12 protein-coding genes and 1 tRNA gene are annotated in these 12,880 nt (G+C 60.1%); all 13 read left to right on the plus strand.

Annotated elements, in window-relative coordinates:
* Window positions 1-68 precede the first annotated feature (68 nt).
* Window positions 69-533 carry a TlpA family protein disulfide reductase gene (locus CDV46_RS05315; protein ID WP_087691200.1) on the plus strand — a complete coding sequence of 155 codons (465 nt, stop codon included), beginning with the start codon at window positions 69-71 and terminating at the stop codon, window positions 531-533.
* 78 nt (window positions 534-611) lie between these two features.
* Window positions 612-2,321, plus strand: coding sequence for a thiosulfohydrolase SoxB (gene soxB, locus CDV46_RS05320; protein ID WP_087691049.1), 1,710 nt, complete (start codon window positions 612-614; stop codon window positions 2,319-2,321).
* Window positions 2,322-2,423: 102 nt separating this feature from the next.
* Window positions 2,424-2,499, plus strand: a tRNA-Ala gene (locus tag CDV46_RS05325).
* 545 nt (window positions 2,500-3,044) lie between these two features.
* Window positions 3,045-3,410, plus strand: a complete 366-nt coding sequence (locus tag CDV46_RS05330) for a MarR family EPS-associated transcriptional regulator (protein ID WP_087691051.1) — start codon at window positions 3,045-3,047, stop codon at window positions 3,408-3,410.
* Window positions 3,407-4,858: a mannose-1-phosphate guanylyltransferase/mannose-6-phosphate isomerase gene (locus CDV46_RS05335; protein ID WP_087691052.1), complete on the plus strand. Its 1,452-nt coding sequence runs from the start codon at window positions 3,407-3,409 to the stop codon at window positions 4,856-4,858. Before CDV46_RS05330 ends, CDV46_RS05335 begins: the two co-directional genes overlap by 4 nt.
* Complete coding sequence (fcl, locus tag CDV46_RS05340) at window positions 4,855-5,832, plus strand: GDP-L-fucose synthase (RefSeq protein WP_087721953.1); 978 nt, start codon at window positions 4,855-4,857, stop codon at window positions 5,830-5,832. The genes CDV46_RS05335 and fcl overlap by 4 nt, the downstream gene beginning before the upstream one ends.
* A gap of 47 nt (window positions 5,833-5,879) precedes the next feature.
* Window positions 5,880-7,010 carry a GDP-mannose 4,6-dehydratase gene (gmd, locus tag CDV46_RS05345; protein WP_087691056.1) on the plus strand — a complete coding sequence of 377 codons (1,131 nt, stop codon included), beginning with the start codon at window positions 5,880-5,882 and terminating at the stop codon, window positions 7,008-7,010.
* Window positions 7,011-7,163: 153 nt separating this feature from the next.
* Window positions 7,164-7,937: a glucose-1-phosphate cytidylyltransferase gene (rfbF, locus tag CDV46_RS05350; protein ID WP_087691058.1), complete on the plus strand. Its 774-nt coding sequence runs from the start codon at window positions 7,164-7,166 to the stop codon at window positions 7,935-7,937.
* 16 nt (window positions 7,938-7,953) lie between these two features.
* Window positions 7,954-9,198: a lipopolysaccharide biosynthesis protein gene (locus CDV46_RS05355; RefSeq protein WP_087721954.1), complete on the plus strand. Its 1,245-nt coding sequence runs from the start codon at window positions 7,954-7,956 to the stop codon at window positions 9,196-9,198.
* The gene (gene rfbG / locus CDV46_RS05360; RefSeq protein WP_087721955.1) at window positions 9,195-10,322 is read left to right on the plus strand and encodes a CDP-glucose 4,6-dehydratase; all 1,128 of its coding nucleotides are present in this window, start codon (window positions 9,195-9,197) and stop codon (window positions 10,320-10,322) included. Before CDV46_RS05355 ends, rfbG begins: the two co-directional genes overlap by 4 nt.
* Window positions 10,310-10,741 (plus strand): dTDP-4-dehydrorhamnose 3,5-epimerase, encoded by a 432-nt coding sequence (locus CDV46_RS05365; RefSeq protein WP_087691065.1) that lies wholly within the window; start codon window positions 10,310-10,312, stop codon window positions 10,739-10,741. The genes rfbG and CDV46_RS05365 overlap by 13 nt, the downstream gene beginning before the upstream one ends.
* A 1-nt stretch (window position 10,742) precedes the next feature.
* Window positions 10,743-11,624 (plus strand): sugar nucleotide-binding protein, encoded by an 882-nt coding sequence (locus CDV46_RS05370; RefSeq protein WP_087721956.1) that lies wholly within the window; start codon window positions 10,743-10,745, stop codon window positions 11,622-11,624.
* Window positions 11,621-12,880, plus strand: coding sequence for a protoporphyrinogen/coproporphyrinogen oxidase (locus CDV46_RS05375; protein WP_087691069.1), 1,260 nt, complete (start codon window positions 11,621-11,623; stop codon window positions 12,878-12,880). Before CDV46_RS05370 ends, CDV46_RS05375 begins: the two co-directional genes overlap by 4 nt.

Here is a 12,880-nt window from a genome sequence, read left to right on the forward strand (position 1 = left end):
TCATGACATCCCTGTTTCGTTCGATTCGAACCGCCTGCGACAACGCCGCGCGGCGGGCGGCGCTCGCCATGTTCGGCGCTGCCATCATGGCTTTCGGCATGCCCGCGCAAGCGGTGGAGGTGGGCGACACGGTCACGCTGCCGTCGCTGGTGACCTTTGACGGCAAGACGTTGCCGGCCGAATCGTTCAAGGGCCGCACGGTGATCGTCGAGTACTGGGCGTCGTGGTGCCCGTTCTGTGCGCAGCAGAATCCGCATCTTCAGAAGCTGTACGAGGCCACGCGCGGGAAGCCGATCCAGATCGTCACGCTGTCGATCGACAAGAAGCCGTCCGAGGCGATCGACTATCTCAAGGCGCATCGCTACACGTTCCCGGCCGGCATGGATAACGAGGCGTGGCAGGCGGCGCTCGGCAAGCGGCGCGGGTTGCCGGAGCTTTACGTGATTGGCCGCGACGGCAAAGTGCTGCGCAAGGAAGTCGGCGAGATGTTCGGCGAGGATGTGGCGGCGCTGGCGGATTACGCAGGCAAGTGACGTCGGCGCGAGGCGCTGGCGGTTACCGACGAATGACAAAGAAAGCGTGCCATCAGAGGCGCGTGCCAGGGAGACGAAATGGATCGACGCGAGTTCATGCAGGTATTGGCGGTGGCAGCGGCCGGCGGGATGGCACTGTCGCATCACGAGACGGCGGCGGCCAAGGCGGCGGCGACGTTTTACGATCTGCCGAAATTCGGCAACGTGCACTTTCTGCACTTCACCGATTGCCATGCGCAGTTGCTGCCGATCTACTTCCGTGAGCCGAGCGTCAATCTGGGCATCGGCGCGCAGGCAAACCGCGCGCCGCACCTGGTCGGCGACGCGTTCCTGAAGGCCTACGGGCTGCGTCCGGGCACCCCCGACGCTTCCGCGTTCACCTATCTTGACTTCGCGGCGGCGTCGCGCACCTACGGCAAGGTGGGCGGTTTTGCGCATCTGGCCACGCTGGTCAAGCGCATGAAGGCGTCGCGCCCGGGCGCCTTGCTGCTCGATGGCGGCGACACGTGGCAGGGATCGGGTACGGCCATGTGGACCAAGGGGCAGGACATGGTCGACGCCACGCTCGCGTTGGGTGTCGATGTGATGACCGCGCACTGGGAGTTCACTTACGGCGCCGAGCGGGTGAAGTCGGTGGTCGAAGAGCAGCTCAAGGGCAAGATCGATTTTGTCGCCCAGAACGTGCAGACCAACGACTTCGGCGATCCGGTCTTTGCGCCGTATACGATGAAGTCGATGAACGGCGTGCCGGTGGCGATTATCGGGCAGGCGTTCCCGTACACCCCGATTGCCAACCCGCGCTATCTGGTGCCCGACTGGACTTTCGGCATTCAGGAAGAGCGTTTGCAGTCGATGGTCGACGAGGTGCGCGGCAAGGGGGCGCAGGTCGTGGTGGTGCTCTCGCACAACGGCATGGACGTCGACCTGAAACTGGCGTCGCGCGTGCGCGGCATCGATGCGATTCTGGGCGGGCACACCCATGACGGCGTGCCCAAGCCGGTGATTGTCGAGAACGCGGGCGGCAAGACGCTCGTGACCAATGCGGGCTCGAACGGCAAGTTCCTCGCGGTGCTCGACTTCGACGTCAAGGGCGGCAAGCCGGTCGACTTCCGCTACAAGCTGTTGCCGGTCTTTGCGAACCTGTTGCCGGCCGACGCGCCAATGCAGGCGCTGATCGAGCGTGTGCGTGCGCCGTTCGCCGCGAAACTGGCCGAACCGTTGGCCGTGACGGAGGGCGTGTTGTACCGGCGCGGGAATTTCAACGGCACCTTCGACCAGTTGCTGCTGGACGCCGTCATGGCCGAGAAGGATGCCGAAATCGGCTTCTCGCCGGGCTTCCGTTGGGGCACGTCGCTCTTGCCAGGGCAGGCGATCACGATGGAGCAACTGCTCGATCAGACGGCCATTACCTATCCGTATACGACGCTCACGCCGATGACAGGCGAGACGATCAAGACGGTGCTCGAAGACGTGGCCGACAACCTGTTCAACCCGGACCCGTACTACCAGCAGGGCGGCGACATGGTGCGGGTGGGCGGTATGGACTACACGATCGACCCGATGGCACCGATGGGCCAGCGCATCACGGACATGCGCCTGAACGGCAAGCCCATCGATGCAGGCAAGACGTACAAGGTGGCCGGCTGGGCGCCGGTAGCCGAAGGCGCTCAGGGCGAACCGGTATGGGACGTCGTGGCGCGCTACTTGCGAGCCCAGAAGACCATTGTGGCAAAGGCGCCGAAAGTGCCGGTGATCAAGGGCATGAAGGGGAATCAGGGGGCGGCCTGAGGCCTTTTTGCTTTTTGCCACAAGGGTTTGCGGCTAATCCCGAGCAAATTTGTCGGGCGCTGGCCGGGCTGAAAAAAACCCGCTATGATCGTTGCTTCAAGTGGGGCGGTAGCTCAGCTGGGAGAGCGTCGCGTTCGCAATGCGAAGGTCGGGAGTTCGATCCTCCTCCGCTCCACCAACGTCTAGAGGTAACGCCTCGATCAGAGGCTCTCGCTGTGATTTCCTCACGCCCGATGGCGTGGCACGAGATCGTGGTCCAACCGGTTGCCGGTCGGCGTCATTGTTTTCGGCACAACAAAATCTAAGATATCGCCGAAAGCACGCCTTAAAAACGTCGGTCGTCGGAGAGAGGCATTTCCCATTGATTTTCGGAATCGCACGCGTGATACCATCTCGCGCTTTGGGAAACCTGCGTCAACGTGCTGACAATTGCCGCATCCCGATGCCGCCGGACTCCGGTCCTGACTTCGTCGCTCGTCTGGTGAATTTTCGAGCGAATCGGCACCGGATTCGGCCGGTTAAGCGTGAACGAGGGGCAAGTCAAGCGAGCAGTTGCGCCGCGTTCACACCCTGAGTTCGGTGGATACGTAACAAGTGGCTGCATTCGTAACCGACTGTTAGAATTGTTCGATTTCGCACAAATCTGGGCTACTGTAGCCAATTAACACGAAAAATTGACGGATAGCTACGTTGATTTCAATTCTCTGACGTGGTGTTAATTCAATGACAAGCCGCCGGACATTGCTTCAGCAGGATATTGATTTTCGGGTGCTCCGTATATTGCAGGAAACGCCGGACACCACTCAGCGGGAAATAGCCAAAAAACTTGGAGTGAGCGTTAGTGGTTTGAATTACTGTTTAAAGGCTTTGATCGAAAAAGGATGGGTCAAAGTACAGAATTTCAGTGAATCAAAAAACAAATTTGGCTATGTCTACATGCTGACGCCACGGGGCATTGCGCAGAAAACAGCTCTTACGAGCGAATTCCTCATTCGAAAGATGCGGGAATATGAAGCACTGCGACTCGAAATTGAATCGTTGCGACTCGAAATTGTTAATCAACAAGGCGAAAGACCGTGGAATACATGATTTCAGTATGTCCGGTAATTCTTTGTGGTGGCTCTGGCTCTCGTCTTTGGCCGTTGTCGCGATCCGGTTTTCCGAAGCAATTCCTCTGTCTGACCGGCGATGAGTCGCTTTTTCAGCAGACGATCAATCGCCTCGGGGAAGTCGGCAATAGCGAGATCAATGTCTCGGCACCGTACGTGGTCTGCAATGACGAGCACCGTTTTCTCGTCACCGAGCAGATGCGCGAAGTCGGTGTGGAACCGAGCGGAATTCTTCTTGAGCCGGTAGGGCGAAACACGGCACCTGCCTTGACCTTGGCCGCGTTGGCCGCGCTGGCGTCCGGCGACGATCCCGTCATGATCGTCGCACCCTCGGATCACGCGATTTCCGATCGCGCCGCGTTCGTGCAGACGTTGCGTCGCGCAATTGCCGAGGCGCACGATGGCGCTGTCGTGACGCTTGGCGTCACGCCCGATCGTCCCGAAACCGGGTTCGGTTATATCTGCACGGCCCCTGCCGACGGGGCCGTCACAGGGGCGTTGCCGGTGGAGCGTTTTGTCGAGAAGCCGAATGCCGAGAACGCGCAGCGGTATCTCGACGAAGGGAATTACTTCTGGAATTCCGGCATGGTCGTCGTGCGTGCCTCCACGTGGATGCGCGCACTCGAGACGTTCCGTCGCGACATCACCGATGCCACCCGCCTTGCGTGGGATCACCGGGTCGCCGACGGCGTGTTCATTCGCCCGGGCAAAGCCGAGTTCGCCGCGATTCCGAGTGAGTCCATCGACTACGCCGTGATGGAACGGTGCCCCGGTAGTGAGTTTCCGATTCGCATGGTGCCGCTCACGGCGGGCTGGAGTGATCTGGGTGCGTGGGACGCCGTGTGGGACGTGCTGCCGAAAGACCCGGCGGGTAACGCCCATCTGGGCGATGTCCTCACGCTGGACAGTCGCAACACACTGGTCCACGCGACCAGCCGTTTGGTCGCAGTGGTCGGTGTCGACGATGTCGTCGTTGTCGAAACCCCTGACGCCGTACTCGTCGTTGACCGTGCGCGCTGCCAGGACGTCAAGCGCGTCGTCACGATGCTTGCAGATCAACGCCGCGAAGAGCATTCCCTGCACCGGAAAGTGCACCGCCCGTGGGGTTGGTACGACAGCATCGACGAAGGGACCCGATTCAAGGTCAAGCGAATTCAGGTCAAGCCCAAGGCGAGTCTGAGTTTGCAGAAGCATCATCATCGTGCGGAACACTGGGTCGTCGTCACGGGAACGGCTGAAATCACCAACGGTGAAAAGACCATTCTGCTGACGGAAAACCAGAGCACCTACATTCCATTGGGCGAAGTGCATCGTCTCTCTAATCCTGGGACGATCCCGCTTGAGATTATCGAGATTCAGTCGGGCAGCTATCTCGGCGAGGATGACATCGTGCGTTTTCAAGACAATTACGGTCGAAGTGGTTCATGAACAGCAATCCTAAAATTTATGTCGCCGGCCACCGGGGCATGGTTGGCTCGGCGATTGTTCGCAGGTTGCAAGGCCTCGGTCACGAGAATGTCGTGACGCGCACTCGCGCCGAGCTCGATCTCACGGAGCAGGCGGACGTCCGTAAATTTTTCGAAGAAGAGCGGCCCGATCAGGTGTATCTGGCAGCGGCGAAGGTCGGCGGTATTCATGCGAACAACACGTTCCCGGCGGAATTCATTCAAGAGAACCTCTCGCTTCAGTTGAATGTGATTGATGCTGCGTTTCGCGTCGGGGTCAAGAAACTGCTCTTCCTCGGCTCGAGTTGCATTTATCCGCGCCTAGCCGCGCAGCCGATGCGCGAAGACGCGCTGCTGACCGGCACGCTGGAGCCGACCAACGAACCGTATGCGATCGCGAAGATCGCCGGCATCAAGCTTTGCGAAAGCTACAACCGCCAATACGGCGCGAGTCACGGCGTCGATTACCGCAGTGTCATGCCGACCAATCTGTACGGCTTGGGCGATAACTACCACCCGGAGAATTCTCACGTCGTGCCGGCCCTGATCCGCCGCTTCCACGAGGCGAAGCTCGCCGTAGACCCGCAAGTTGCGATTTGGGGCACGGGTACGCCCAAGCGTGAGTTTCTCTATGTCGATGACATGGCCGCCGCGTCCGTTTTCGTCATGAACTTGGACAAGGCGACGTACGAGGCGCACACGCAACCGATGTTGAGCCATATCAACGTGGGCGTTGGCGACGACATCAGCATCCGGGACGTTGCGGGTTTGGTCGCGCGCGTGGTGGGTTATCAGGGCGAGATCGTATGCGATGCAACGCGTCCCGACGGGGCGCCCCGCAAATTAATGGACAGCAGCCGGCTGAATCAACTGGGTTGGCGCGCTTCGATTTCGCTTGAAGACGGACTGCGCCGCGCGTATGACGATTTCCTGCAAAACGGCGCAATCCGCAAGTAAATCGATCGCCTGCTGAAATTGGCGTCACGTCATCGGAATTTGAGTCTATGTCTGAAAAGCAAAAAATCGCCCTGATCACCGGGATTACCGGTCAGGATGGTTCGTATCTCGCAGAATTTCTGTTGGACAAGGGATATATCGTCCACGGTATCAAGCGTCGTGGCAGCTTGTTCAATACCCAGCGTATCGACCATATCTATCAAGACCCGCACATCGACAATGCGCGGTTCAAGCTGCATTACGGCGACCTGAGCGATACCAGCAACCTGGTTCGCATCATTCAGGAAACGCAGCCGGATGAGATCTACAACCTCGGCGCCATGAGCCATGTGGCAGTGAGCTTCGAGAGCCCCGAATACACGGCGGATGTGGATGCCGTCGGCACCCTGCGGATCCTGGAAGCGATTCGTATCCTGCGCCTCGAAAAGAAGACTCGCTTCTATCAGGCGTCGACCAGTGAGCTCTACGGGCTCGTGCAAGAAACGCCGCAAAAAGAGACCACACCGTTCTACCCCCGCAGCCCCTATGCGGTGGCGAAGCTCTACGCGTACTGGATTGTCGTGAACTACCGTGAGGCCTACGGCATGTATGCCTGCAACGGCATTCTGTTCAATCACGAGTCGCCGCGCCGTGGCGAAACGTTCGTGACGCGCAAGATCACGCGCGGGCTGGCCAACATCGCGCAAGGTCTGGAAGACCGCCTGTACATGGGCAACATGGATGCGCTGCGCGACTGGGGGCATGCCAAGGACTACGTGCGCATGCAATGGATGATGCTCCAGCAAGCGGAACCCGAAGATTTCGTGATCGCGACGGGCGTGCAATACAGCGTGCGGCAGTTCATCCAGTGGAGTGCACAAGAGCTGGGCATCACGCTGCGCTTCGAAGGCGAAGGCGTCGACGAGGTCGGGATAGTCGAGAAGATCGAAGGCGACAAGGCGCCGGCGCTGAAGGTCGGCCAAGCGATCGTGAGTGTCGATCCGCGCTATTTCCGACCGACGGAAGTGGAGACCCTGCTGGGCGACCCGTCCAAGGCCAAGAGCAAACTCGGCTGGACGCCGGAGATCACCGTGCAGGAAATGTGTGCGGAGATGGTGGCTGCCGACCTGGCATCGGCCCGACAGCATGCGCTCCTGAAAGCCAATGGCTTTGACGTGAATGTAAGCGTGGAGTCGTAGTCGCCGCGGGAATCGCAGCGCTGACAGACTGGCATGAGTTAACGCCCCCCGGCAATCTGCTGTCCGGGGTGCCCCTTACGGCTGACGCCGTTCTCTCATGAAAACCCCGCAGTCCACACGTGCGAATCAGGAATCAGAACAAGGAGATTTCATATGAAAGCGGTAATTCTTGCTGGAGGCCTCGGTACGCGACTTAGCGAAGAAACCGCTACGCGCCCGAAGCCCATGGTCGAAGTCGGTGGCAAGCCGATCCTGTGGCACATCATGAAGTTGTACTCGCATCACGGCATCCACGATTTCGTGGTGTGTTGCGGCTACAAGGGTTATGTCATCAAGGAGTATTTCGCCAATTACTTCCTGCATATGTCGGACGTGACGTTCGACATGCGCAATAACCGCATGGAAGTGCATCACAAGCGCGCGGAGCCCTGGAACGTCACGTTGGTGGATACCGGCGATGACTCGATGACCGGCGGCCGGCTTCTGCGCGTGGCGGACTATGTCAAGGATGAAGAGGCGTTCTGCTTTACGTATGGCGACGGCGTAGGTGACATCGACATCTCGGCGACCATTGCTTTCCACAAGGCACATGGCAAGGCGGCAACGCTGACTGCCACGTATCCGCCGGGCCGTTTTGGCGCGCTCGATATCCACCAGAATCAGGTCATGAGCTTCAAAGAGAAGCCCAAGGGCGATGGCGCCATGATCAATGGCGGGTTCTTCGTGCTGTCGCCGTCCGTCCTGCAACACATCTCGGGCGATTCGACGACCTGGGAGCAGGAGCCGCTTATTACGCTCGCGGAAACCGGCCAGTTAATGGCCTACGAACACACTGGATTCTGGCAGCCGATGGACACGCTCCGCGACAAGCATCTGCTTGAGTCGCTCTGGGCTGCCGGCAAGGCGCCGTGGAAGATGTGGGACTGAGGTTCTGGCGATTGGCATGAATTTGATCGCAAGGAATATTGCTTACCTCTACGTCATCCAGTTCCTGCGGCTCTGCTTGCCGCTGGCGTTGCTTTCCGTACTCACGCGAGTGCTCTCCGAGGTGCAGTACAGCGTGTACCTGTACACGCTGGCGAGCTCTGCATGGCTGAGTATTTTCGTGGAGTACGGATTCAACGTTTCCGCCACGCGCCGAATTGCGGCCTTGTCGGATCCCGCGGGGAACCGGACCGTCGTCACTGAAACGCAGTCGGCGAAATGGATGCTGGCAGGCCTGTCGCTGATTTTCTTTGTCTGGGCCCTCACGCAATCCTCGGTCTTTTCCCCGTACCCGGAATGGGCCGTCTGTGCCTGGCTGCTCGGCGTGATGATGGGCATGACACCGACCTACTACTTCCAGGCGCTTTCTCGGCTGCGGATTGTGGCGGTGCTCGAGGTGACGGGGGGATTGCTGACATTCGCATTCGTGTTGTTGCTGATACGGCGCACCGAGGACTTCAGTCTCCTGGTTGCGCCCCTGATCGGCGTACGGTTTCTGATCTGGCAGGTGCTGGAGCGCCAGATGGTGGTCAGCGAGAAGGTCCGGTATCGCGATATTTTCGCCGTGCGCCCTGGCGTGGCGGCGCTCAAGGATGGCTGGCGCATCTTCCTGGTCCAGGGGGCGGCAAGTCTGTACACGTCGTTCAACGTGGTCCTGCTGGGGGGGGTGTCCACCGCCTACGCGGTTGCCGTTTATGGATCATGCGAGCGGCTGGTGCGCGCAGGGCTGACCTTCATCGCGCAGGCAACGTCGGCCATTTTTCCGAGGCTGAACGCGCTGAAGACGACGTCGCCGGACAAACTGGGACGCGCCCGCGGGTGGGCATTGGCTGCCTTTTTTATCGTGGCGACCGCCAGCCTGCCGGTTGTCTATCTGATGGCCCCGTTGGTCTCGCGAGTGCTCTTCCATGACAAGCTGCCGGACATCGTCCACGTGCTGAGGATCATGTCGCTGGTCATCCCGGCGATTGCGGTCAGCAATGTCCTCGCGATGCATTTCCTGGTCGTGGACCGCAAGGAGCATGTCCTCAATCTGGTGGTTTTTTCCGCTGTTCCGATAAGTCTGATCGCCGGCTACTTTTTGTCTATCCAATACGGCGCCGCAGGCATGGCGAGCGCATGGGTGGCGATCGAATGGACGATTTCCATTTGCCTCGCTGCGATCATTTTCTACCGCACGAAACCTTCTAAACAAGACCGATGACTCAGACAACCAACACTATTTTCGGTGCCACGTATCGTGACAAACGCGTGCTGGTTACCGGCCATACTGGCTTCAAGGGGACGTGGCTCACCGCGTGGCTGCTGAAGCTCGGTGCGAAAGTGATCGGCTTCTCCGACCGCATCCCGACGGATCCCGCGATGTTCGAAGTCCTGGATCTGGAAGGCAAGATCGAGCACCACATCGGCGACGTCCGGGACGCAGCGGCCTTGGCGCGCGTGATCGAGACGTCCAAGCCGGACTTCGTATTCCATCTCGCGGCACAGGCGATCGTATCGACCTCCTATCAGGAGCCGCTGGATACGATCTCGACGAACGTGATGGGTACGGCCAACATTCTCGAAGTCTTGCGACACGTGAATCACCCTTGCACCGCCGTTCTCATCACGTCGGACAAGTGTTACGAGAACGTCGAATGGCCTTGGGGTTACAAGGAAACCGACCATTTGGGTGGCCGGGACATCTACAGCGGCTCCAAGGGCGCTGCGGAAGTCATCGCGCACTCCTACTATTGGGCATTCTTCCGGGATCCCGCGAAAACGCCGGTACGGATCGCGACGGGCCGGGCCGGCAACGTCATTGGCGGCGGCGACTGGGCCAAGGACCGGATCATCGTCGACTGCGTGCGGGCATGGTCCAAGGGCGAGACGGTGGAGATCCGCAGCCCGGAGGCCACCCGTCCGTGGCAACACGTACTCGAACCGCTGAGCGGTTACCTGACGCTGGGCGCCGAGTTGGCCCGTGACCAGAAGCTGTGCGGCGAATCGTTCAATTTTGGTCCCCGCACGGAGCAGAACAAGACCGTCGTATCGCTGTTGGGCGATCTGCGCAAGCACTGGGCGCAAGACCCGACCGGTGAGGCCTACCGCATCACCGGTCATGTGCCGTTCCACGAAGCGGGGCTGTTGCGCCTGAACTGCGACAAGGCCGCGTTCTTCCTCAAATGGGAAGCCGCACTGAACTACGCGGAATGCATTGGCATGGTCGGTCGCTGGTATTCCAATTTCTACTCGGGACAGCCCGAGAATGCGTACACGCTCACGCTCGACCAGATTGACCAGTACGAGGCTGCTGCAACCAAACGGGGGCTCGCATGGACGAAGTGATTCAGTTGGCGAGCGGCGCGATTGTGACGCCGCTCAAGCGAATCGAACACCCGAAGGGCGACGTCCTCCACGGGCTGAAGGCTACTGACGACACCTTCCGCGGTTTTGGTGAAGCGTATTTCTCGACCGTGCTTCCGGGAATTACCAAAGGGTGGAAGCGTCACGAACGGATGACGCTGAACCTGGTGGTGCCGGTCGGCACGATCGAATTCCATTTGCGCTCGCTCGACGGCCAGATTGCCGACAGCATTCGCCTGGGCGAGACGCGCTATGCGCGGTTGACGGTGCCGCCGGGCGTGTGGATGGCCTTCACCGGCATCGGGGCGTCGCTCAATCTGCTGTTGAACGTGGCCAGTATTCCCCACGATCCCACCGAGGCGGTCAACGTTCCTCTGGAGCATTTCTCGCTGGAGAGCTGACATGAACCTACTGATCTCAGGTGCCGGCGGATTGCTTGGCGGTGCGTTGGTCAAACTCGCGACCGCCCGCGGTCACGCGTGCACGCCACTGAACCGCAGCCAGGTGCGCCTGAGTCTGGCGGCGTCGGCGGCGGCGGAACTCGACGCCCTGTTCGCAAATGTCGATCATTTCGTGCACGCTGCGGCCAACACGAACGTCGAGCATTGCGAAGCGGAGCCTTCGGCTTGTCATCGCGACAACGTGCTGCTGACAGAGCTCCTCGCGGCGGCCGCGCGGCGCTGCGGCGTGCCGATGACCTTCATTTCCAGCACCGGTGTCTACGGCGCGTTCAAAACGACGCCCTATGCCGAATACGACGACGCTCGGCCCGAAACGCAACATCACCGCAGCAAGCTTCGCGCTGAACAGCTGGTGCTGGCCGCAGAGTGGTCCAATCTGGTGGTGCGCACTGGCTGGTTGTTCGGGGGTGGTGCGCAGGCGCCGAAGAATTTCGTCGCTCGCCGCATCCTCGAGGCGCGCGCCGCGCAGGACGGTTTCATCTCGTCCAATCAGCAACAGCGGGGCTGCCCGACGCTCGTGGACGACCTCGCAGATCGTCTTCTCGACCTGATTGGGATGAAGGCCCGCGGCGTCTTCAACGTGGTCAACGAAGGCAACGCGAGCCGTTTCGAGTACGTGCGGGAGATTCTGTCTCTGGCTGGCGTGGCCGTCGAGGTTCGCCCGGTCGCCGCCGGACAATTCAATCGCATCGCACCGGTATCCGACAACGAAATGGCGGTTAACTGGCGCGCCGATGAACTGGGTCTGCCGCCGCTGCGCGCGTGGCAGACCGCGTTGGCCGACTATCTGTCGACCGACGACATGAGAGCACTGACAGCATGAGACACGTCCCGATCGCCATCCTGGGTGGGGGCATTGCCGGCATGGGCGCCGCATTGCGCGCACGCGAACTTGGACTGGACGCCGTAGTGTTTGAGGCGGCCCCTCAGGCGGGCGGACTGCTGGACAACTTCGTCGTCGAAGGTTTTCGCTTCGACAATGCCGTCCATCTGAGCTTTGCCACCGAGCCGGAAGTTCGCAGCATTTTCGATCGCACGCCGTACTACACACACCCGGCGGACTCGCAGTGCTTCGACCAGGGCGTTTGGCTCAAGCACCCCGTGCAAAACAACCTGTTTCCGCTGCCGGCCGCGCGTAAGGTTGAACTGATCAAGTCGTTTCTGGCACGTCCCGACATCGATGAGCCCGCCAATTACGAACAATGGCTGCTCTCGCAATACGGCGAGGATATCGCCCGTAGTTATCCGATTGCCTACACGTACAAGTACTGGGGGACAGCGCCCGACCATTTGTCCGTCAACTGGATCGGGAATCGCATGCGCCGCGCAGAACTCGACGAGATTCTCTTCGGGGCATTCACTGCGGAAACACCCAATACCTATTACACGAAGGAGATGCGGTATCCCAAGGAGGGCGGCTATAAGGCATTCATTGCGCCGCTGATCCAGGATGCCGACATCCAATTGAACGCTCGTGCCGTCCGTGTCGATCCGGTGGCTCGTCGCATCGAATTCGCGGGTGGCGACGCCGTGAGCTATGACCGGCTGGTGAGCAGCCTGCCGCTGCCCGAACTGATCCGCATCATGCCCGGCGTGCCGGACACCGTGGCAACGGCTGCCGCGACGCTTGAGGCGACCTCGATCGACCTCATCTCGGTCGGCTTCAAGGTGCCGCTCGATCTGGACCTCTGGTTCTATATCTACGACGCGGATATCCATGCAAGCCGGGCGTATTCCCCGTCGGTGAAATCGCCTGCCAACGCGCCGGCCGGATGCAGTTCGCTCCAGTTCGAGATTTACCAACGCGGGCGCGAGGCCCGCCATTCCCCGGAAGCGCTCAAGGACAACGTGCGCATGGCGATTCGCAAGATGGGCATCGCCCGGGAAGAAGACATCCAGTTCCTGCATCACAAACGGTTGCCTTGGGGCAACGTGATCTTCGATATCGGCATGGAAGAAAACCGGCAGATCGTTCGCGATCATCTGGACGTTTGCAAAGTGGCCTCGTGCGGGCGCTTTGGCGAGTGGGACTACCTCTGGAGCAACCAAAGTTTCCTTAGCGGTTACCGGGCTATCTGA

Source organism: Pandoraea sp. PE-S2T-3, from assembly GCF_002179965.1.
GTDB lineage: Bacteria > Pseudomonadota > Gammaproteobacteria > Burkholderiales > Burkholderiaceae > Pandoraea.